Origin of the sequence: Pseudalkalibacillus sp. R45 (assembly GCF_052246725.1) — a bacterium.
In the GTDB taxonomy this organism is placed as follows: Bacteria; Bacillota; Bacilli; order Bacillales; family Fictibacillaceae; genus Pseudalkalibacillus.
The window spans coordinates 1-19155 of record NZ_JBQQCL010000035.1 but is presented as its reverse complement, the minus strand read 5'-3'; the positions used below and the strand labels follow the sequence as shown (position 1 = coordinate 19155).

Here is a 19155-nt window from a genome sequence, read left to right as displayed (position 1 = left end):
AAATGCACGTACACACAACTCCTATCCCCACTCTTGTTTCTCGTCAATTCAAGTGTACAGGTTATAGGAGCTTGTGTGTTTTTTTACGTGAATTTTTCTCATACCCCAACAAATATTGTAGAGCCACTTTCTTTAAATGAAATGAAAAACGGTTCTCATGCTTAGGAAGCATGAGAACCGTCCCCAAATTATGCTAATTCAATCAATAGATCACCTGGTTGTATGGTTGTCCCGTTCGATACGAATAAGTCTTTAACTTCGGCGTCATATGGAGCTTGAATCGTAGTCTCCATTTTCATCGCTTCTGTAATCATCAGATGATCTCCCTTCTTTACTTTTTCACCTTTTTCAACAAGTACTTTTATTACAGTACCAGGCATCGAAGCCCCGATATGTTTCTCGTTGTTCTTATCTGCTTTCGGTTTAGCAACCACTTCAGCCTTTACATTCTCGTCTTTTACAACGACTTCCCGAGGTTGTCCATTTAACTCGAAGTAAACAGTTCTCGTACCGTCTAATTGAGGCTCTCCAATCGAGACGAGTTTCAAAATCAAAGTCTTACCTTGCTCAATTTCAACTTCGACTTCTTCACCTAGCCTCATACCGTATAAGAATGTAGGTGTATCAAGAACACTGATATCACCGAACTGATCGATCATTTGCTCTCGATCAAGATAAACTTTCGGGTAAAGTGCATAAGAAATAAGATCATGACTTGTCACCGGTCGATTCAATTTATGGTAGAGAATATCCTGTAACTCTTTGAAATCAACTGGTTCTAGCATTTCACCTGGTCTAGCGTTAAGCGGATCTCTTCCTTTCAGAATGATTTGCTGCAACTCTCTTGGAAAACCTTGATACGGCTGTCCTAAATACCCCTGGAACATTTCAACGACTGAGTCAGGAAAATCAAGTGTTTGGCCTTTTTCAAAAATGTCATCTTCAGTCAGATCATTTTGTACCATATAAAGGGCCATGTCACCAACCACCTTTGATGATGGTGTAACTTTGACAATATCTCCGAACAGGTCATTCACCCGGCGGTACATGCTTTTCACTTTATCCCAACGATCCCCGAGACCGACAGCTTTTGCCTGCTGCTGTAGATTACTATATTGTCCACCCGGCATCTCATGGTCATATACCTCTGTATGCGGTGCGATCAAACCACTTTCGAATCCTTGATAATATTTGCGGACATCTTCCCAATAGTGGGAGAGCTCTTCAAGATTATGGATCGATACTTTCGGCTGTCTTTCACTTCCCTCAAGTGCGTAATAAAGGGAATTCGCACTCGGCTGTGAGGTCATACCTGCCATTGAACTAATTGCCACATCCACAATATCGACGCCTGCATCCACGGCTTTGGCATAAGTCATGATTCCGTTTCCGCTAGTGTCATGAGTATGGAGATGGATCGGTATACTCACGGCTTCTTTTAAAGCAGAAATCAATTCATATGCTGCTTGTGGTTTCAACAGTCCAGCCATATCTTTTATACCGAGGATATGTGCGCCTGCTTGCTCAAGCTCTTTTGCCATATTCACATAATAATCCAAGTTATACTTCGGTCTTTTTGGATCAAGGATATCTCCTGTATAACAAATCGAAGCTTCTGCAACTTTCCCAGTTTCTCTTACCGTATCAATCGCAACCTTCATTCCATCAAGCCAATTCAAGCTATCAAAAATCCGGAACACATCAATCCCTGCTGCTGCAGATTTACTAACGAATTCACGTATGACGTTATCCGGATAGTTTTTATATCCAACGGCATTTGAAGCTCTCAAAAGCATTTGGAACAAAACATTCGGAGACTTTTTCCTAAGTTGGATCAGGCGTTCCCATGGATCTTCATTCAAAAAGCGATAAGATACATCAAATGTAGCTCCTCCCCACATTTCCAGTGAGAAGAGTTCTGGAACTTGGCGGGTAGTCGGTTCTGCAATTTGAAGCAGATCATGCGTTCTTACTCGGGTTGCGAGAAGGGATTGATGAGCATCCCTGAAAGTTGTGTCTGTAAGTAGCACTTCATCGCGTGATTTAATCCATTCCGTAAGCCCTTCGACACCTTGCTCGTCCAAAATTTGTTTCGTTCCATCTAGTAATGGTTTTGTATAGTTTACATACGGAATTCTTGGTTTACTGAAGGCTGGTTTCTTTTGGACACCCAATCCAGGGAAGCCATTAACGGTTACATTTGCGATATAAGACAGCATTTTCGTCCCGCGGTCTTTCTTTTTTGGAAACACAAATAACTCCGGTGTTGTATCAATGAAGGATGTATTGTATTCAGCAGATACAAACTTCTCATGTTTAATCACATTCTCCAGGAATGAGATGTTCGTCTTGATGCCACGTATACGGAACTCTCTTAAGTTACGCACCATCTTGGAAGCTGCCTGTTCAAATGACAATGCCCATGTAGACACTTTGACGAGCAAGGAATCGTAGTGAGGCGTAATCACCGCACCCTGGAATCCGTTTCCTGCATCGAGGCGAACCCCAAAACCGCCTCCAGTACGATAAGCCATGATCTTTCCGGTATCAGGCATGAAATTATTCGCCGGGTCTTCCGTCGTTACACGACATTGTATAGCAAAGCCATGGCAATCAATCTTGTCTTGCATCGGAATCCCGAGAGGTTTCTCATGTAACTGATAACCTTCAGCAATCATGATTTGTGATTGTACAATATCAATACCAGTGATCATTTCAGTAATAGTGTGTTCGACTTGAACTCGTGGATTCACTTCAATAAAGTAGAATGAACCATCTTCTGAAACAAGGAATTCGACTGTACCAGCGTTCACATAATTGATTTTGTCCATCAATTTTACTGCTGCCTTACAGATTTCATCTCGTTGTTGATGAGTCAAAGAAACACTCGGTGCTACTTCAACGACTTTCTGATGACGACGCTGAACAGAGCAATCCCGGTCATACAAATGAACGATATTCCCGTTGTTATCAGCCAGGATTTGAACTTCAATATGCTTCGGATTTTCAACAAACTTCTCAACATAGATTTCATCTTTACCAAAAGCAGCTTTTGCTTCTGATTTTGCCCGATCATAGGCATCAGCAAGTGAAGCCATATTCCGGACGATTCGCATTCCTCTTCCGCCACCCCCAAGGGTCGCTTTAATGATGATTGGAAAACCATGCTCTTTCGCAAAACTTCGAACATCATCAAGTGTTTCGACAGGACCATCACTACCTGGAATAACCGGAATATCTGCCTTGATCGCTTGTTCTCTTGCTTTGACTTTGTCACCGAACATCTCCAAGTGTTCAGTATTCGGACCAATGAAGAAGATCCCCTCTTCTTCGCATCTCTTAGCAAAATGAGTATTTTCTGAAAGGAATCCATAACCTGGATGGATGGCATCCACATCATAACGCTTGGCCACTTCAATAATTCCTTCAATATCAAGATACGCATCAATCGGCTTTTTACCTTCCCCAATCAAATAAGCTTCATCTGCTTTGTATCGATGGAAAGACCCAGAGTCTTCCTTCGAGTAGACCGCAACTGTACGAATATCCAGTTCTGTACATGCGCGAAAGATTCGAATAGCAATTTCTCCACGGTTAGCGACAAGAATTTTGTTGATCTTTTGCATTTTGATATTCCTCCCTAGTTTGTGGTTAACGTTGCTGTGAAACGACTTTCAACTTGGTACGTTGCTGTGGCATAGGGTGAGATTGATCAGCAGGAGGATTTTGCTGTTTACGATATTTTACAAACATCGATATATTCACAAGTATTCCCATACTAATCATAAGTAAAATAAGTGAGGAACCTCCATAACTGATAAATGGTAATGTTACACCAGTAAGCGGAAGTATCCCTGAGGCTGCCCCAAGATTGACGATCGTCTGAATTCCGATCATACCTGATATCCCGATCGCCAACAGGCTGCCGAATGCATCCTTACAATGTAGTCCAACATATATACCTTTTAAAACGAGGAACATGATCATCAGAATGATGGCCAAAACCCCGAAAAAACCTAATTCTTCTGCAATGATGGCAATGATAAAGTCAGTATGCGGATGGGGTAGGAAGTCATATTTCTGGATACTCTGACCCAATCCTTTTCCAAATAAGCCACCTGTTCCTAATGCCAGGTATCCATTAATCAACTGCATGCCATCACCTGATGGATCATCAAAAGGCCGGTAAGCAGCTGAAAAACGGGATAATTGTTCTGTCGTCAACAAGAAATTATAAGCGATGAAGCCAAGCAGCCCTATTCCGCCTCCCATCATCGATAAATGGGTCCATTTCATTCCTGAGCATAAAATGATGACTCCGGCTGTCATTGCGATGACCAACATGCCTCCTAGATCAGGTTGAATGAAAACAAGGGAACAAACGAGAGATAAAACGATCAATGGTGGCACAACACCTGTTTTGAAATCCGATATGTAATTCTGTTTCTTCGAAAATACGGATGCCAAGTAAATGATGATTCCGATTTTTGCATATTCGGCTGGTTGGATGCTGAATCCACCGACTGAGAACCAGGCTTTTGCTCCATTCACCTCGGAACCGATGAATTTCACCAAAATTAAAGAACCGAGCATCGCAAGGGTTATTGGTACGATCAACTTTTGGTACATCTTATAGGGTAAAATCATGAATATGAAAAATGCGATTATACCAAGTAAGACCCAGATGAAATGCTTCTTGAAAAAATGATCACTTTGGTATCCATACTGTGTAACCGCAACAATCATGCTGGCACTGTACACCATCACGAGACCGATTGTACATAGAGCCAATACGACCGCAATCATCGTATAATCATAATTTTTAAACATTTTTTTGAACATGATGGGCAACCCTCACAATGAATTATTATATCCAAAACTATTCGAGTTAAAGGAGATTTTTCCTTCCTAGGATGGAAGAATTCCTAGATTTGTCTAGGGTTTGTAATAATACTCCATAAACTTTCCAATAGAATATAGCCGTCAGATTTCCGACCTTTGATTTTAAAAGGGAGAAGATTCCCAAGAGAGATCCATATGTTAATGTAAGCAAATATTGAGAGTGCTTTATCTAACATTGATGAAAGATCCATCGTATAAAAACCGAGAATAAAGAAAGCTGTAACTGCATTGATCAAAGGTCCATTTAAGGTGATGAGAAAACGATTGAATGAGTTTGTTCCACCGATCTCACCTGATAATGTGTGAGCACCGACAAAATAGAACAAGCGATATTCGATACGAAGAAACTGGTTATTGATATGTAAAACCCGCGGACCTATACCGATTTGCATCCGTGAATCTTTGAGCCCGGTGAGACGAGCAGTAAGATAATGGCCAAGTTCATGTATGAACGTAGCGAACGGAAATAATACAAAGACAATAAGCAAAACGATATACATACCCGTCTCCTCCCTCTCGATTTATCGTATCATATGTATTAAGCACACACCTTACGTTCGTGTGAACTTTTAATCAAATTTTAGCGTTTCCTGCTGTAGCCTCATATATTTCTACCACATACAGTTTTTTAGTTCACCTATAAATTAAGTTGTTCTGAATCGAAAGTAAAAAACTCAAACCATCAAAACGATAGTTTGAGCTTTATTTATATACATGAACTTTGACTATGCCATCATTTAGACCAAGCATCGTGTAAAGCTGTCAGTTGACGTTCGAGCGATTCCAGTAACGCCTTTCCTTGTTCAGCTTCAATCAAATCCAAACGGACTGCAAAATCTATCTCTCTGGAAAGTCCGAACATTTGAGTGTCAAGGACTTCCTCATAGAGAGGGCATTGCGGCATCGTCAAGTTTTCCATCTGAACTTCAATCAATTTAAGTATCTTTTCAGCATCCGCTTGAAGCAATGCAAATGCTTTTTCACGATGACCGGTAACCATCTCAGTCGACAAATCGAATCCCTCCGTTCCAAGTGCCTCTCTCTATTACCTATACTATCGTTTAAAAGCCTAAATTGCAACACAAATCAAACAGCATCCGCTTAAAATATGCTTAAATCGTAACGTTGGGATAGCATTTCAAGCAATTTCACCCCACCAATACTATTCCCTTTATCATTCAGCGCAGGACCATATACACCTATCCCTATTGATGGTGGAACAAGACCAAGAATTGCTCCAGAAACGCCGCTTTTTGATGGAATCCCCACCTGAATTGCAAATTCCCCAGATGCATTATACATACCGCATGTCACCATAAATGTCTTGACAATGGTAGCAATCCGCTCAGGCAGGATCCTGCGGTTAGTCTCAGGATCCAGGCCTTTGTTCGCGAGAATCATCCCGATCCGGGCTAAATCCACACAAGTCACTTGTATCGCACACTGCTTTGTGTATAACTCGATCAATTCGTCAACATCGCCTTGGACAATACTATGCTGTTTCATGAAGTAACACAATGAACGGTTAAGGTTAGCCGTATCAAATTCCGATTGGGCCACTTCTTCGTCGATATCGATACTTGAATTATTGGTCATATCATGTACGAGAGCTAATAACCGCCCAAGCTTTTCATGGACTGAATTACCGTAAATCATGCTTGTAACCACTAATGCCCCAGCATTGATCATTGGATTCAAAGGCTTTGCTGGCACTTGTGTTTCCAATTTTGCAATTGAATTGAATGGGTCTCCGGTAGGTTCCATCCCTACTTTCCGGAAAACATCATCTTCTCCACGGTCCATGATTGCTAGGGCCAGAGCCAACACCTTCGATACACTTTGAAGAGTGAACTTCTTTTCAACATCGCCTGCCTTTACACATTTATCATTCGTATAGTAGAGAGCCAGCGATAAATCACATTGATCCGCTCTTTCCAGTGCAGGAATATAACTTGCAACTTTCCCTTGATCTGTGTATTTTCTAGCACGCTCAACTAGTTCTAATAATTCTTCATCTGTTTCGCAATACATGAAATATGAGCACCTCCAAATCGTCAGCTGCTGCTATAGTTACAATGGTCATTTCTTCTATTAGTAGTACTATACCCTAATGTGACAAAATGAAGAGGGAACGTTATACTTAATACTGAATTTTTTTAAGGAGTGAATAAAAGATGGAATCCATAGTTTTGATTAAAGGAAATGTCACATATCCAATCACACTGGACCCGGGGGTCTGGATTTTTGATGATAGAAAAGTTGATTTAAGTACATATTTCAACGAAGAAAAATTTGAGGGTGAAGATTCATATATGAAAGACGTGTCACAGCATTGGGACAGGGAACGGATGGAAGGAGCCAAAGTACCTACTCAATCAAACGAAAATAAAATTCGGTTTAATAAGGATGAGTTATTCACGAAGTCCTATGGTATTCCGTTAAATCCTTTCCTCGAAAATGCGAAACCGACGAACGTCAAAGCCATTGAATTGCATACATCTACAGATAAGGTTGTATCCCTCACGATAGAAGAAGCTAAAAGTGGGATTTTAGGTTTCTCTCTCAATGGAAAGCCCCTAACAGATGGGCCGGTCCATTTTTATCATGGAGATGGCACCAACCAAAACGATCCTATCCGGGACATTAACCGGATCATTGTAAAATAAGGACATTTTTGTGGTTGGAGCTAATTGATTCTAAAAACGAATATATTTCCAAACTCAAAGACAACAATTTATGTGGAAACAGGCTAAAATAAAAAACCCGAGGGCTGACTCCTAAAGTGCCTTACTTGGGGTCAACCCTTTTTATTGTAGACATGAGCTCTCACATTAACCTATGTCCATTTGAATAAAGATAGAAGAATATACGAAGAATAACCGTAACTTGAGTTATACGAAAGGATGAACAACGTTGCGGAAACTTCCTTATTTCTTGGTTACGCTATGTGTGGTACTGTTGATCTCATGTCAAAATAATAAAAATGACGAAAGCTTAGGTAATGATGATAAACGAGTTGAAGTAAAACAAAGTGTCGAATACAACAAAGATGAGCGTAAGAGCTCTAGACAAATCTCAAAACGGCTTGTAGATATTGCGACAAGGGAACCTGATGTAAAGGATGCGACTGCAGTCGTCCTTGGAAGATATGCTGTGGTTGGAATCGATGTTGCTGATCACATCGACCGGTCAAGAGTAGGGTCAATCAAGTATAGTGTAGCTGAAGCTCTCCAACATGATCCTTATGGTTCCAATGCTGTCATTACAGCTGATCCTGACATATATGCACGTTTGCAAGAAATGGGCAAACAAATCAGTGCCGGTAAACCTATTGGCGGGATTCTTGAAGAATTAGCAGCCATCACAGGTCGGCTTATGCCAGAAGTTCCGGGTCAAATCAACAAAAAAGAACCCGACCCTGTCCGTAAAAATGATAAGAGTATTCCTAAGGACGAAGAGAAGAAACTCCAAAATCAACAGCAAAAACAAGGAAAAAGCACACCTAGTGACCCAAATAAAATTAAAGAAACAAGATAACAGTAATTTAAACGGCCATCCTAAAAAAGTGTCAGATACTTTTTGGGACAGCCGTTTTTTTCGTTAGATTCTTATAGTTAACCATTAGAACTTTGAATTCAGAACTGAATTCACCTTGTTTTTAACGCACTCATGACTTGCTTATCAAGTCTTGCAGCTGCCTGGGCATCATAGGTCTTTTCATATTGAGGTGGCTGAGATATCTTTGCCCCATAAAACATGGCGTCTCTTATTTCTGAAATTTGCACTTTGATCATTGACAGTTTGATCGGTACGGAATCGATTCGTTCCTGTACAACTTGAGCTTGGCCATTGATGACGGAGGTGGTTTCGTCTTCAATCAACGTAATAGAAATGTTTTCATTCGACTCGATATTAGTGACCGCTTTTGAGCGGGAATCCACTGCAAAGACGATTGTTTCAGCATCAGGTGCATACACCCAGGAGATAGCATTGACATATGGAGTATGTTCAACAGGATCTACAGTATTTACGATTACATAGCACTCTTTTTGTAGTAAGCGAAAGTGCGTTTCATTCAACGATGATAAACTATTCGTTGCCATCTTACCAGCTCCTTTACTTCCATTTAAAGAAAGTATAAATACTTTCTTCAATATAAGGGCAACTAAGGCTTAGTCTGCGCTAAGGCTTGGCTTTGCCAAGTTTTCTTTCCATGATAAATGCAGGATTTCTTGATCCTCATGACTGAACGATCATTTCAATCTATTATAGTGTTGATCGATCATTGATATATATACCTTCTACAGATAACCATCAATACCTTCACCTAGTAGCTTATACGTCACCGCCTATTCATGGTATACTTGTTGTAGAAAGAGGTGGACAAAATGCGTGTCAAATGTGTCTTATGTGATAAAATCGAAAAACTCGAGGATCAAAGCCCTTTAGCTAAGAAACTAAGAAACAGACCAATACACACATACATGTGCGAGTCTTGCCATTCAAGGATAAAAGAACGGACAGAAGATCGGAAGACGTCAGGAAACTTTGTAACCTACCGCGACTCCTCTAAAGAGGAAACGTGGTAATCAAAAAAACAGCCTAATTATATTTCGGTTCAGATTCGATCGATTCATATAATGCATCGATTAACTCGATTGGAAATTGCTTTTTGTATTCTTTACCCTCTATTTTATAGTGGATGATATAAAAGGGAGGTTCCAGTTCAATTTGTTTGTCGGTAACTGCATGATCATCCCTTAGGATTTCTTCAAAAAAATCCAACGTATCTTTTGCAGCATGATCATCTTTTCTTTCATCAGAAACCTTCTTGATTGTAAGCCAATTATACAAAGCATCTTGTAAATTCATCAAATACCTCCGTTCACAACTTTCTTTAAGTTTAAAAAGGGACTGACTTAAAATCAAGTCAGCCCCTTTACTAATTTATTGGCTTTGTTCTTCTTTCTTAGATTGATGTAATCTAATTTTATAAATGATCAGAATTGCTGCTGCGACCATTAACCCTTCTGTTACAGGAAGGAATACAGCAAAAAAAGTCAGAACCGTACAGCCTAGTCCAAGGAATATATAAACCAATGCCGCTTTCAATAATGGTAATTTCCTTGAAAAACCTAGCTTGAAAACGACGATCGATAAGAGTAGTACGGTCAAATATAAAAACCACATACCGACTTCAGGATTCGTATCGACATTGTAAAGTTTAGCAAAGAACTGAAGACGTTCGTTGATATCTACTTCCAATGGTACCGTCTCCTTTTCTCATTAAGAATTCTGCTGTGCCAGCTTGTTCTTTTTCTCTAAGCGTTCGCGTTCATTCTTATCCAGTATCTTTTTACGTAAACGAATTGATTCTGGTGTGACTTCGCAATACTCATCATCATTCAAATATTCAAGTGCTTCCTCAAGCGTCATCACGCGAGCCTTCTTCATCGATACAGTATTGTCTTTACCTGCGGAACGCATATTTGTCAGTTGTTTTACTTTTGTCAGGTTGACGGTGATGTCATTTTCCCGATTGTGTTCTCCGACGATCATACCTTCATATATTTCAGTTCCAGGTTCAACAAAAATTGTTCCGCGATCTTCAACATTAATGATTCCATATTGAGAAGCCTTACCGGATTCCATTGAAACGAGAACACCTTCACGACGGCCGCCAATTTTTGCTTGAATATAAGGCTGATAGCTGTCGAAGGAATGATTCAAGATCCCATATCCACGAGTCAACGTCAAAAACTCTGTAGTGTAACCGATCAATCCACGTGCAGGTACAAGGAATTCGAGTCTTACTTGACCGTTTCCATGATTGACCATGTTGACCATTTCGCCTTTACGTTCACCAAGCGACTCCATGATCGCACCAGTATGCTCTTCAGGCACATCGATTTGCACGCGTTCGACTGGCTCACATTTTTGGCCATCGATTTCACGAATGATAACAACAGGTTTAGATACCTGTAGTTCGTAGCCTTCTCTTCTCATATTTTCGATCAAAATCGATAGATGGAGTTCTCCACGTCCTGAAACGGTCCATACATCAGGAGAATCCGTGTTTTCAACTCGTAGGCTGACATCTGTCTCAAGTTGTTGATTTAGTCTCTCTTCGATTTTGCGGCTTGTCAAATACTTCCCTTCCCGGCCAGCAAATGGGCTGTTGTTTACAAGGAAAGTCATTTGGATCGTTGGTTCATCGATTCGAAGGATTGGAAGCGGATCCTGATGATTTTCAGGACAAATCGTTTCACCGACGTTGATTTCTTCCATCCCAGATACTGCAACTAAGTCACCTGATTTCGCTTCTTCGATCTCTACTCGTTTCAGTCCTAAGAAACCGAAAAGTTTTGTCACTCTAAACTTTTTGACAGAACCATCCAACTTCATCAAGGCAACACTTTGTCCGACTTTGATCGTTCCTCTGAACACTCTACCGATTCCAATACGACCTAAATAGTCATTGTAATCCAATAACGAAACCTGAAATTGCAAAGGTTCCTCACTTGTATCTACTGGAGCGGGGATATTTTCCAAAATCGACTCAAAAATTGCAGTCATGTCTTCATCTTGTTGTTCAGGATCCATGCTTGCAGTACCGTTCAAAGCAGAAGCATAGACAACTGGGAATTCAAGTTGATCATCGTCGGCTCCTAATTCGATGAATAAATCAAGGACTTCATCTACAACTTCAACCGGACGTGCAAATGGGCGGTCGATTTTATTGACGACCACGATCGGCGTCAATTTCTGTTCGAGTGCTTTTTTCAAAACGAACCGCGTCTGCGGCATACACCCTTCATACGCATCAACAAGGAGTAAAACACCATCTACCATTTTCATGATACGTTCAACTTCACCGCCGAAATCTGCGTGTCCAGGTGTATCCATGATGTTAATTCGCTTTTCCTTATAATTGATTGCTGTATTTTTAGCCAAAATCGTAATTCCACGTTCTTTTTCCAAATCATTGGAATCCATCGCACGCTCACTGACTTGTTCATTATCTCTGAACGTTCCTGATTGGTGGAGCATCTGATCGACCAATGTTGTTTTCCCGTGGTCTACGTGGGCAATAATCGCTATATTGCGTAGTTCTTCTCGAAGATTCACTTCAATCTCTCCTTAATATGTGTGTTCAAAAAGTGGCGAATCACACTGTATATAAACATTATTGTTGATGACTTTTTGAACATCCTCTTTATGGTGTCAACCTAATTAAATTCAACTTTCCTATTATAACATAAATAATAAACTTTTTCTTTCACTCATTTTTCGATACACTAGGTTCTAGGAGGTTGACCATGAATAAACAATCCATCATTTTCATTCTAATTTCGGTTTTAGTGACTTTTAATATCGCATTGATTGGTGTAGCCATTGGCGAACAAAGTATCCTGCTTGCAGTTATTGCACTGGCTGCTACTTTCATTCTTATGGGGATAGGTTTTAAACTGAAGAAAAAGTTCAGAGACGAAAACCAGAATAACCTTTGAAAAAGTAGGCTGTTTTCGCAAACGTTGTTGCTCTTGCACTTAAAGAAAGTATAAAATACTTTCTTCAGTATAAGGGCAACTAAGGCTCGACCTACAAAAGGCTTGGTCTCGCCAAGTTTTCTTTAAAAGTCGTTGATTTCCGCTCAGGATGCTCGCTTTCCGCGGTGCGTGCGGTGAGCCCACTCGTCGCCTTGCAACCTCAGGAGTCCCCTTACAAAGGAAGCATTTGTGCTCCTGCGTCTACAAAAAAGTCCTGTCAAAGCGAGCTTCCTCGTCGCATGCCTTGCAAGGAAATTATTCAGGTAGTAGGCACGCTGGTCCCGCAGGACAAGGAAAGCTCCGGCCGCGTTACATCGCACGAAGAAAATGCGATTTTCATTTTCGAGGAGTCTCGCACCTTGCTCTCCAATCAACTTGCACAAGGTGGTTCTTTACAAAAATGACCCAATAGTAACAATCTTTAAGAAAAGAGCCAAAAATTAAAACAGGGAAGTTCCTTCGACCGGATTTTTAAGACCGATCAGAGGATTCCCTGTTTTTTATTCATCTAATGGTTTGGCTAATGTGATATATCTTTTATCTGTTGAGGTAGTCTCAGTGCCAATTTGTTCAAAACCACACGTAGCGAGAAAACGAAGCCAGCCTACTCGTTCGAATGGAGATGCTGTATATACAATCTTATGATGCTTCTGTTCGAGTCTCTTGCATAAGTGATGCAATATTGAACTTCCATATCCTCTTCGTTTATATATAGGATTCACCATAATCATGCCTATCCAAGTTTTATTGTTGGAGGGTGCGTTCAAGATATGAAAGCTGATTCCCTTGAGAGTATGATTTTCCTCCCACATCAACCAGATACCATCATACTTGTCATAAAGGGACATCCATACCTTTATCCTCTGGAGATCCATTTCTTCCTTTAACAATCCCTCTTCAGCTAGCCACTCCGGAGATTGTTTAAACCATTCCAAGATAACTTCTGAATCATCTTCAGTCATTTTCCGTTCAATCATTTGTAAGGTATTCTTCCAAGATCTGTTGATGAAGATCTGATTTACCTGCAAATATCGAATTCTTACCCAGCATGTTTAAAGGCTCACCATCCAAATTCGTGACACGCCCTCCTACTTCTTCTATTAAAATTCTTCCAGCAGCGAAATCCCAAGGTGATAAGCGCATTGTAATATAGGCATCCAAGCGTCCAGCGGCTACGAATGCCAGCTCGATGGCTGCTGATCCATAGGATCGTGTCCCTCTGCAGCGATCAACCACTGGTATTAACCGCGCCGGATCAATTCGTTTGTTCTTCGTAATCCAAGTTGCATTGATGGCAATGATCGATTTTTCGATAGGGACTTCTTCAAGATCAGGGAGTTTTACATTATTCAGATAAGCGCCATTATCCTTTACAGCATGGAACATTTCATCATAAATGACATTATATATGACGCCTACCATTCCAACTCCCTCGTGATATACACCAATAGAAATGGCAAAATTCGTTTGCTGATGGACAAAATTCATCGTTCCATCAATCGGGTCGATGATCCAGACAGTCCCGTCCAATGATGTGACTTCCTCACCCACGCCTTCTTCTCCTAGTATTTTATGGTGCGGGTATGCTTCATTGATTTTATCAATTAAATATTGTTCTACTTCACGATCCATGTTTGTTACCAGGTCGTCCGCATTCGACTTCGTTTCCACAGTCAATTCCTTCTCAAAGGATTTGCGGATCACATTCCCAGCATCATTTGCCCATGACACGGCTTGATCCCGTATAGCATCCCAATTGATAGCCACATCCTCACTCCTTTTAAGTGCGGTCCAGTATGTATTTTGTAAGATAGCATTAAAAGATTTTCCATAAAAAACGAACCCTGCAAGTAAAAGGTTCGTTCTATCTATTTACAATTATTATGCCTCTAATTGTAACATTTCTTGTCTCAATCGTTCTAATTTTTTCTTTGATCGTTTGATTTGTTCAGTATTTTTCGCTACGAGTGCCTCGTGTAGAGTTGCCAATTCATAATCGATTTCGAGTCGAAGAACTGGGATTCGACGCTCAGCTTCCGTCAATTTCAGCGTTTGAATCACTTGTTTCATGGTAACTCACACTCCTTTTCTTTTAACTTTGTTTACACTTCAAAGCTTGTTTTTATCATACTATTCTGAAATATTCACGTGCAATTCCGCTGTTCTTTCTTAGCTTCCCACTTTTTCAACGTATATATTTACCTGATTCTGCTTAACATTTTGATACACAATATTCGTATGCTACACTCATTTTATATACACAACGAGGTGAATCGCATGAATTTCAATGGTTTTACAGAACAGGATTTCAAGGTATTCAACATTCAAGGGCTTGATGCAAGAATGGAAGCTATCCAAAACCAAATTCGGCCAAAGCTTGAAAAATTAGGTGAATATTTTGCCCCGACACTATCTGCAGCTACGGGTGATGAGATGTTTTATCATACGGCTAAACATGCAAGGAGAACAGTGAATCCCCCGGATGATACTTGGGTAGCGTTCGCAAACAGCAAACGTGGGTACAAAAAACTTCCACACTTTCAAATCGGTTTGTTTGAGAGTCATCTCTTCGTTTGGTTTGCAGTGATTTATGAATCTCCAATAAAGAAGGATTTTGCAAAAATACTTAGTGAACATCAGGGTGAGGTCCTGAAACAGATTCCAGATGATTTCGTATGGTCAGTTGATCATACGAAGCCGGACGCCATCCCTCATTCTGAGATTGATGAAGAAACGTTTTCTAAAATGACTACCCGTTTGAAAGATATCAAAAGAGCAGAATTACTTTGTGGGATTCACATCCCGAATCATGACCAAATTCTACAAGACGGGGAAGCCTTACTTTCAAAAATGGACCAGACATTCCATACATTAACCCCTCTTTATAATTATGCTAGTAAGGTTCATGCATCTAGTTAATCCATTAAAGTTAATGTATTATATTACAATTCTAAATTGAACGTATAGGTATTTATCCTTACATTTTCATTTTTTTAATGGATATGGGTTAAGTATCTATATTTTCGCTAGTATGAAGTAAAGAAAACTTGGCAAAGCCAAGCCTTGGCGTTGGCTTTGCCATAGTTGCGCTTATATTGAAGAAAGGATTTAATACTTTCTTTAAATGCAAGAAAAGAGCTGCCCGATTGAGAGGGCTCAGCTCTTTTTTATTGGCTTTTTTTCTAAAGGTATGCTGCTAAGAAAGTTGCTGAATTCTTATGACAGTGAAAATATGCAAGACCTCTAGCGGGATAGCAAGCTAAGCGATTATATTTCCAACAATCTATACGAAAACATCTTTTTTATTTTGTCATGACCATTTCTTTCGTATTTCTTCTGCTTCGGTTATCATTCTTGTGAAAAGTTCTTCCACTGATGGGATATCATTAATCCTTCCCATAACCTGACCTGCCCAGCCAAAACCTTGGTCCAACAATCCTTGATTTGCAAAGGCTTGATTTGCTTTACCTGAAATATAAGTGCTGATCGCTTCATAGGTCGGTTCCACTTTTTCAATCGACAAGATCTGCTCGGTCCATCTATTTCGAATCACTCTTCCCGGGGCTCCCAACGACTTTTTAATAATAGACGTGTCAGTTTCCATTCCGGTGAGTAATGCTTCTTTATAGTTTTGATGGGCATGCGTACATTCTTTTGTTGCAATGAATCGGGTACCCATCTCAATACCTTCTGCCCCTAAAGACAATGCCGCCATCAGTCCCCTGCCATCACCGATTCCGCCTGAAGCAATTACAGGTATGGATACTTCATCAACTACTTGAGGTGTCAGCACCATCGTACTGATATCATCTTTTCCGATATGCCCGCCCCCTTCTTGACCAACTACCATCACTGCATCAGCCCCTAACTGCTCGGCTTTGACTGCCTGCCTTTTCGCAGCTACCAGGACAAGTTTTTTCACATCTACGCCTTCCAATTGCTTGAACACTGGACTCGGATTGCCACCTGTCATCGAAATGACGGGAACCTTCTCATCAATCGAAACTTGGAGCATATCTTCAAATGGCCGACCGTGTTGCCCAATGGCATAATTCACCCCAAATGGACGTGTCGTCTTTTCTTTTACTTTCCGGATTTCAGTTTTCAATTGATCGGGTGTTGATAAAGACATTGCAGTTATTTGACCGAGTCCCCCTGCATTTGAGACGGCTGCAGCTAACTCAGAATACGCAAGATAGGCGAGACCTCCTTGAATGATCGGATACTTGATTCCTAATAATTCGGTTACACGCGTTTTCCAATTCACAAAATCACCCCAACGGATTGATTATCATTTATATAAAAATGTTAAACTGTAGACATGTTAAAAAAAAGCTTGCAAGCACCTGTAGATTTGATATACTTTTCCTTGTTTTATATTAGTTTAGCATAACAAACAGCTTACATTTAAAATAGAGACCCAGTGTTGATTTCTGTGAAATTCACTTACTTTCCGCTGGCGATCCCTCCCTTGTCAGGCTCGATGTCCCTTCGGAGTGGCACGTATTTCGTTTCTAATCAACATTAAGGTTTACAAATAAATTGAATGAGGTGTAATGATTGTCTCAATATGAAACACCCCTTTTTACCGGGCTCGTGAATCACGCCAAACGAAATCCGATTCAATTCCATATACCTGGACATAAAAAAGGCCGCGGCATGGATCCTGAATTCCGGGATTTCATAGGTGAAAACGCATTATCAATCGATTTGATCAATATCGGTCCATTGGATGACCTCCATCATCCCCATGGCATGATTAAAGAAGCACAACAGCTTGCTGCCGATGCATTCGGCGCTGATCATACATTCTTTTCAGTACAAGGAACAAGCGGAGCCATCATGACGATGATTCTCGCTATATGTCATCCAGGAGATAAAATTCTTGTCCCAAGGAATGTGCATAAATCAGTCATGTCTGCGATCATTTTTTCCGGAGCTGTTCCAGTCTTCATCCATCCTGATATCGATGAGAACTTAGGAATATCACATGGAGTTACAACTGAATCAGTTAAAAAGGCACTTGCCCAAAATCCTGATGCAAAGGGATTGTTCGTCATCAACCCTACCTACTTTGGAATCAGTGCTGATTTAAAGGAAATCGTCGAGTTGGCTCATTCTTATGAAATTCCTGTGCTTGTTGATGAAGCGCATGGTGTACACATCCACTTTCATGACAAATTACCATTGTCGGCAATGCAGGCAGGTGCGGATATGGCTGCGACAAGTGTCCACAAATTAGGTGGATCCATGACCCAAAGCTCAATATTGAATGTAAGAGGAAACCTGGTTTCTCCAGAACGTGTCCAATCAATTCTTAGTATGATGACGACAACTTCGACTTCATATATCTTGCTTGCATCACTGGATGTCGCTCGGAAAAGGTTGGCTACTCAGGGATACGAGTTAGCTGAACGTTCAATCCATTTAGCGGAAACAGCACGTAAACAAATCAATGAGATTCCGAACTTATATTGCGTAGGGAAAGAGATTCTAGGCACTCCCGCGACGTATGATTATGATCCAACAAAACTGATCATATCTGTTAAAGAGCTGAATATTTCAGGGTACGATGTAGAGGTTTGGCTTCGAGAACAGCACAATATCGAGGTTGAGCTTTCAGACTTGTACAACATCCTCTGTATCATCACTGCCGGAGATCGTGAAGTAGAAGTACAAAAGCTGATCAGCGCTTTGACAGAATTAGCAAGTATGCACACAACTTCCGATAAGGCTGTTAAAAAAGCTGTGCCGGTGAGTGTTCCTGGTATTCCTGTATTGTCCCTATCACCACGTGATGCTTTTTATGCAGATACAGAAAGCGTTCCTTTTGAAGAGTCAACAGGCAGGATCATTGCTGAATTTGTTATGATTTATCCTCCTGGTATTCCGATCTTCATCCCTGGGGAAATCATCACTCAGGAAAATATCGACTATATCTTTGAGAACATCGAGGCTGGATTACCTGTGCAGGGACCTGAGGACGAAACGTTGAAAACAATTCGTGTAATCAAAGAGCATAAACCGATCAAATAATCCTCGCAAGTTCCTTGCCGCGGAGGTCTTCCCTGACTCGCTTATGAAATCAATCACTATTATTTAACAAAGAAAAATATAAAAAGAGGCTGACTACCCGCCGTGTGGGTATCAGCCTCTTTCGTTTTTTATTTATGTTATGCAGTCTTTTTTCCGTGCCTCTTTTTATTTTTGCAATCAGGACAATTGGAATACAACGTGGTTACCTTTTCAAATTCATAATGTTCAATGGTCGTGTTGCAATTTACACATACTACTGTTCCCATCGTTCTTTCCTCTCCCTTCGCCTTTGTAAGCGCTTTAATTATTCGTTATGTTTATAATATGATGTCACATATAGAATGTCAAGGCTAAATTGTATGTCACATTAAATATTTATATGCATAATTATTCCAAAATGCAAATAGAGTAAGCAACATTTAAAAGAGCCAAATAGACTGGACTTTATCTTCAAGTAAAAAATTTGGTCAAACCAAGCCTTAGCGGTGGCTGGGCAATAGTGACACTTATTTTGAAGAAAGTAATTTCTTTCTTTAAATGTAAGGCTGTATTCGCAAACTTTGTTGCTCTTGCACTTAAAGAAAGTATAAAATACTTTCTTCAGTATAAGGGCAACTAAGGCTCGACCTACAAAAGGCTTGGTCTCGCCAAGTTTTCTTTAAAAGTC

The 19155-nt window shown here is 40.4% G+C and carries 21 protein-coding genes; 7 read left to right on the top strand and 14 right to left on the bottom strand.

Features of this window, described 5'->3' with window-relative positions:
* Positions 1-188: 188 nt before the first annotated feature.
* From pyc to glsA, 5 genes are all read right to left on the bottom strand, one after another.
* On the bottom strand, positions 189-3626 hold the full coding sequence (pyc, locus tag ACTWQL_RS24510; protein ID WP_443144976.1) for a pyruvate carboxylase: 3438 nt from the start codon (positions 3624-3626) through the stop codon (positions 189-191).
* A gap of 25 nt (positions 3627-3651) precedes the next feature.
* Positions 3652-4842 (bottom strand): putative lipid II flippase FtsW, encoded by a 1191-nt coding sequence (gene ftsW, locus ACTWQL_RS24505; protein ID WP_443144975.1) that lies wholly within the window; start codon positions 4840-4842, stop codon positions 3652-3654.
* 83 nt (positions 4843-4925) lie between these two features.
* Positions 4926-5402, bottom strand: a complete 477-nt coding sequence (locus ACTWQL_RS24500) for a site-2 protease family protein (protein ID WP_443144974.1) — start codon at positions 5400-5402, stop codon at positions 4926-4928.
* Positions 5403-5635: 233 nt separating this feature from the next.
* Entirely contained in the window at positions 5636-5902 is a 267-nt protein-coding gene (locus tag ACTWQL_RS24495) for a DUF1507 family protein (protein WP_407681733.1), read from the bottom strand.
* 101 nt (positions 5903-6003) lie between these two features.
* Positions 6004-6933: a glutaminase A gene (gene glsA / locus ACTWQL_RS24490; protein ID WP_443144973.1), complete on the bottom strand. Its 930-nt coding sequence runs from the start codon at positions 6931-6933 to the stop codon at positions 6004-6006.
* 143 nt (positions 6934-7076) lie between these two features.
* Here glsA and ACTWQL_RS24485 point away from each other — a divergent pair, with 143 nt between their 5' ends.
* The gene (locus tag ACTWQL_RS24485; RefSeq protein WP_443144972.1) at positions 7077-7568 is read left to right on the top strand and encodes a peptidyl-prolyl cis-trans isomerase; all 492 of its coding nucleotides are present in this window, start codon (positions 7077-7079) and stop codon (positions 7566-7568) included.
* A gap of 283 nt (positions 7569-7851) precedes the next feature.
* On the top strand, positions 7852-8439 hold the full coding sequence (locus ACTWQL_RS24480; RefSeq protein WP_443144977.1) for a YhcN/YlaJ family sporulation lipoprotein: 588 nt from the start codon (positions 7852-7854) through the stop codon (positions 8437-8439).
* Between the two features lie 110 nt (positions 8440-8549).
* On the opposite strand, the gene ACTWQL_RS24475 is transcribed toward ACTWQL_RS24480, so the two are convergent.
* Positions 8550-9005 carry a pyridoxamine 5'-phosphate oxidase family protein gene (locus ACTWQL_RS24475; protein WP_443144971.1) on the bottom strand — a complete coding sequence of 152 codons (456 nt, stop codon included), beginning with the start codon at positions 9003-9005 and terminating at the stop codon, positions 8550-8552.
* Positions 9006-9290: 285 nt separating this feature from the next.
* On the opposite strand from ACTWQL_RS24475, the gene ACTWQL_RS24470 reads away from it, so the two are divergent.
* Entirely contained in the window at positions 9291-9491 is a 201-nt protein-coding gene (locus ACTWQL_RS24470; protein WP_443144970.1) for a YlaI family protein, read from the top strand.
* A gap of 13 nt (positions 9492-9504) precedes the next feature.
* Here ACTWQL_RS24470 and ACTWQL_RS24465 read toward each other — a convergent pair whose 3' ends face one another.
* From ACTWQL_RS24465 to typA, 3 genes are all read right to left on the bottom strand, one after another.
* A complete protein-coding gene (locus ACTWQL_RS24465; RefSeq protein ID WP_443144969.1) occupies positions 9505-9774 on the bottom strand; it encodes a hypothetical protein in 270 nt (89 codons plus the stop codon).
* Between the two features lie 75 nt (positions 9775-9849).
* Positions 9850-10167 carry a YlaH-like family protein gene (locus ACTWQL_RS24460; RefSeq protein WP_443144968.1) on the bottom strand — a complete coding sequence of 106 codons (318 nt, stop codon included), beginning with the start codon at positions 10165-10167 and terminating at the stop codon, positions 9850-9852.
* Between the two features lie 21 nt (positions 10168-10188).
* Entirely contained in the window at positions 10189-12030 is a 1842-nt protein-coding gene (gene typA / locus ACTWQL_RS24455) for a translational GTPase TypA (RefSeq protein WP_443144967.1), read from the bottom strand.
* A gap of 191 nt (positions 12031-12221) precedes the next feature.
* Here typA and ACTWQL_RS24450 point away from each other — a divergent pair, with 191 nt between their 5' ends.
* Both ACTWQL_RS24450 and ACTWQL_RS24445 read left to right on the top strand, forming a co-directional pair.
* Entirely contained in the window at positions 12222-12413 is a 192-nt protein-coding gene (locus ACTWQL_RS24450) for a DUF5325 family protein (protein ID WP_443144966.1), read from the top strand.
* Positions 12414-12691: 278 nt separating this feature from the next.
* Positions 12692-12856, top strand: a complete 165-nt coding sequence (locus ACTWQL_RS24445; protein WP_443144965.1) for a hypothetical protein — start codon at positions 12692-12694, stop codon at positions 12854-12856.
* A 96-nt stretch (positions 12857-12952) separates the two neighbouring features.
* Here ACTWQL_RS24445 and ACTWQL_RS24440 read toward each other — a convergent pair whose 3' ends face one another.
* The 3 genes from ACTWQL_RS24440 to ACTWQL_RS24430 all read right to left on the bottom strand — a co-directional run bounded on the left by ACTWQL_RS24440 (position 12953) and on the right by ACTWQL_RS24430 (position 14522).
* The gene (locus ACTWQL_RS24440) at positions 12953-13429 is read right to left on the bottom strand and encodes a GNAT family N-acetyltransferase (RefSeq protein WP_443144964.1); all 477 of its coding nucleotides are present in this window, start codon (positions 13427-13429) and stop codon (positions 12953-12955) included.
* Complete coding sequence (locus ACTWQL_RS24435) at positions 13422-14219, bottom strand: inositol monophosphatase family protein (protein WP_443144963.1); 798 nt, start codon at positions 14217-14219, stop codon at positions 13422-13424. The genes ACTWQL_RS24440 and ACTWQL_RS24435 overlap by 8 nt, the downstream gene beginning before the upstream one ends.
* A gap of 114 nt (positions 14220-14333) precedes the next feature.
* On the bottom strand, positions 14334-14522 hold the full coding sequence (locus ACTWQL_RS24430) for a hypothetical protein (protein WP_221563994.1): 189 nt from the start codon (positions 14520-14522) through the stop codon (positions 14334-14336).
* A gap of 207 nt (positions 14523-14729) precedes the next feature.
* Between ACTWQL_RS24430 and ACTWQL_RS24425 the strand changes: the two genes are divergently transcribed.
* Positions 14730-15371, top strand: coding sequence for a YktB family protein (locus ACTWQL_RS24425; protein ID WP_443144962.1), 642 nt, complete (start codon positions 14730-14732; stop codon positions 15369-15371).
* Positions 15372-15762: 391 nt separating this feature from the next.
* Here ACTWQL_RS24425 and ACTWQL_RS24420 read toward each other — a convergent pair whose 3' ends face one another.
* The gene (locus tag ACTWQL_RS24420) at positions 15763-16719 is read right to left on the bottom strand and encodes an NAD(P)H-dependent flavin oxidoreductase (protein ID WP_443144961.1); all 957 of its coding nucleotides are present in this window, start codon (positions 16717-16719) and stop codon (positions 15763-15765) included.
* A 293-nt stretch (positions 16720-17012) separates the two neighbouring features.
* Here ACTWQL_RS24420 and ACTWQL_RS24415 point away from each other — a divergent pair, with 293 nt between their 5' ends.
* Entirely contained in the window at positions 17013-18488 is a 1476-nt protein-coding gene (locus ACTWQL_RS24415) for an aminotransferase class I/II-fold pyridoxal phosphate-dependent enzyme (protein ID WP_443144960.1), read from the top strand.
* 137 nt (positions 18489-18625) lie between these two features.
* On the opposite strand, the gene ACTWQL_RS24410 is transcribed toward ACTWQL_RS24415, so the two are convergent.
* Positions 18626-18754, bottom strand: coding sequence for a GapA-binding peptide SR1P (locus ACTWQL_RS24410; RefSeq protein ID WP_261133837.1), 129 nt, complete (start codon positions 18752-18754; stop codon positions 18626-18628).
* Between the last annotated feature and the right edge of the window lie 401 nt (positions 18755-19155).

Bases quoted from the DNA above. Each gene is read 5' to 3' on its own strand.
- ACTWQL_RS24465 (WP_443144969.1), bottom strand. From the start codon at position 9,774: ATGAATTTACAAGATGCTTTGTATAATTGGCTTACAATCAAGAAGGTT.
- glsA (WP_443144973.1), bottom strand. From the start codon at position 6,933: ATGTATTGCGAAACAGATGAAGAATTATTAGAACTAGTTGAGCGTGCT.
- ACTWQL_RS24425 (WP_443144962.1), top strand. From the start codon at position 14,730: ATGAATTTCAATGGTTTTACAGAACAGGATTTCAAGGTATTCAACATT.
- pyc (WP_443144976.1), bottom strand. From the start codon at position 3,626: ATGCAAAAGATCAACAAAATTCTTGTCGCTAACCGTGGAGAAATTGCT.
- ACTWQL_RS24475 (WP_443144971.1), bottom strand. From the start codon at position 9,005: ATGGCAACGAATAGTTTATCATCGTTGAATGAAACGCACTTTCGCTTA.
- ACTWQL_RS24500 (WP_443144974.1), bottom strand. From the start codon at position 5,402: ATGTATATCGTTTTGCTTATTGTCTTTGTATTATTTCCGTTCGCTACG.
- ACTWQL_RS24485 (WP_443144972.1), top strand. From the start codon at position 7,077: ATGGAATCCATAGTTTTGATTAAAGGAAATGTCACATATCCAATCACA.
- ACTWQL_RS24410 (WP_261133837.1), bottom strand. From the start codon at position 18,754: ATGGGAACAGTAGTATGTGTAAATTGCAACACGACCATTGAACATTAT.
- ACTWQL_RS24440 (WP_443144964.1), bottom strand. From the start codon at position 13,429: ATGATTGAACGGAAAATGACTGAAGATGATTCAGAAGTTATCTTGGAA.
- ACTWQL_RS24450 (WP_443144966.1), top strand. From the start codon at position 12,222: ATGAATAAACAATCCATCATTTTCATTCTAATTTCGGTTTTAGTGACT.
- ACTWQL_RS24470 (WP_443144970.1), top strand. From the start codon at position 9,291: ATGCGTGTCAAATGTGTCTTATGTGATAAAATCGAAAAACTCGAGGAT.
- ACTWQL_RS24445 (WP_443144965.1), top strand. From the start codon at position 12,692: ATGCCTTGCAAGGAAATTATTCAGGTAGTAGGCACGCTGGTCCCGCAG.
- ACTWQL_RS24495 (WP_407681733.1), bottom strand. From the start codon at position 5,902: ATGGTTACCGGTCATCGTGAAAAAGCATTTGCATTGCTTCAAGCGGAT.
- ACTWQL_RS24430 (WP_221563994.1), bottom strand. From the start codon at position 14,522: ATGAAACAAGTGATTCAAACGCTGAAATTGACGGAAGCTGAGCGTCGA.
- ftsW (WP_443144975.1), bottom strand. From the start codon at position 4,842: ATGTTCAAAAAAATGTTTAAAAATTATGATTATACGATGATTGCGGTC.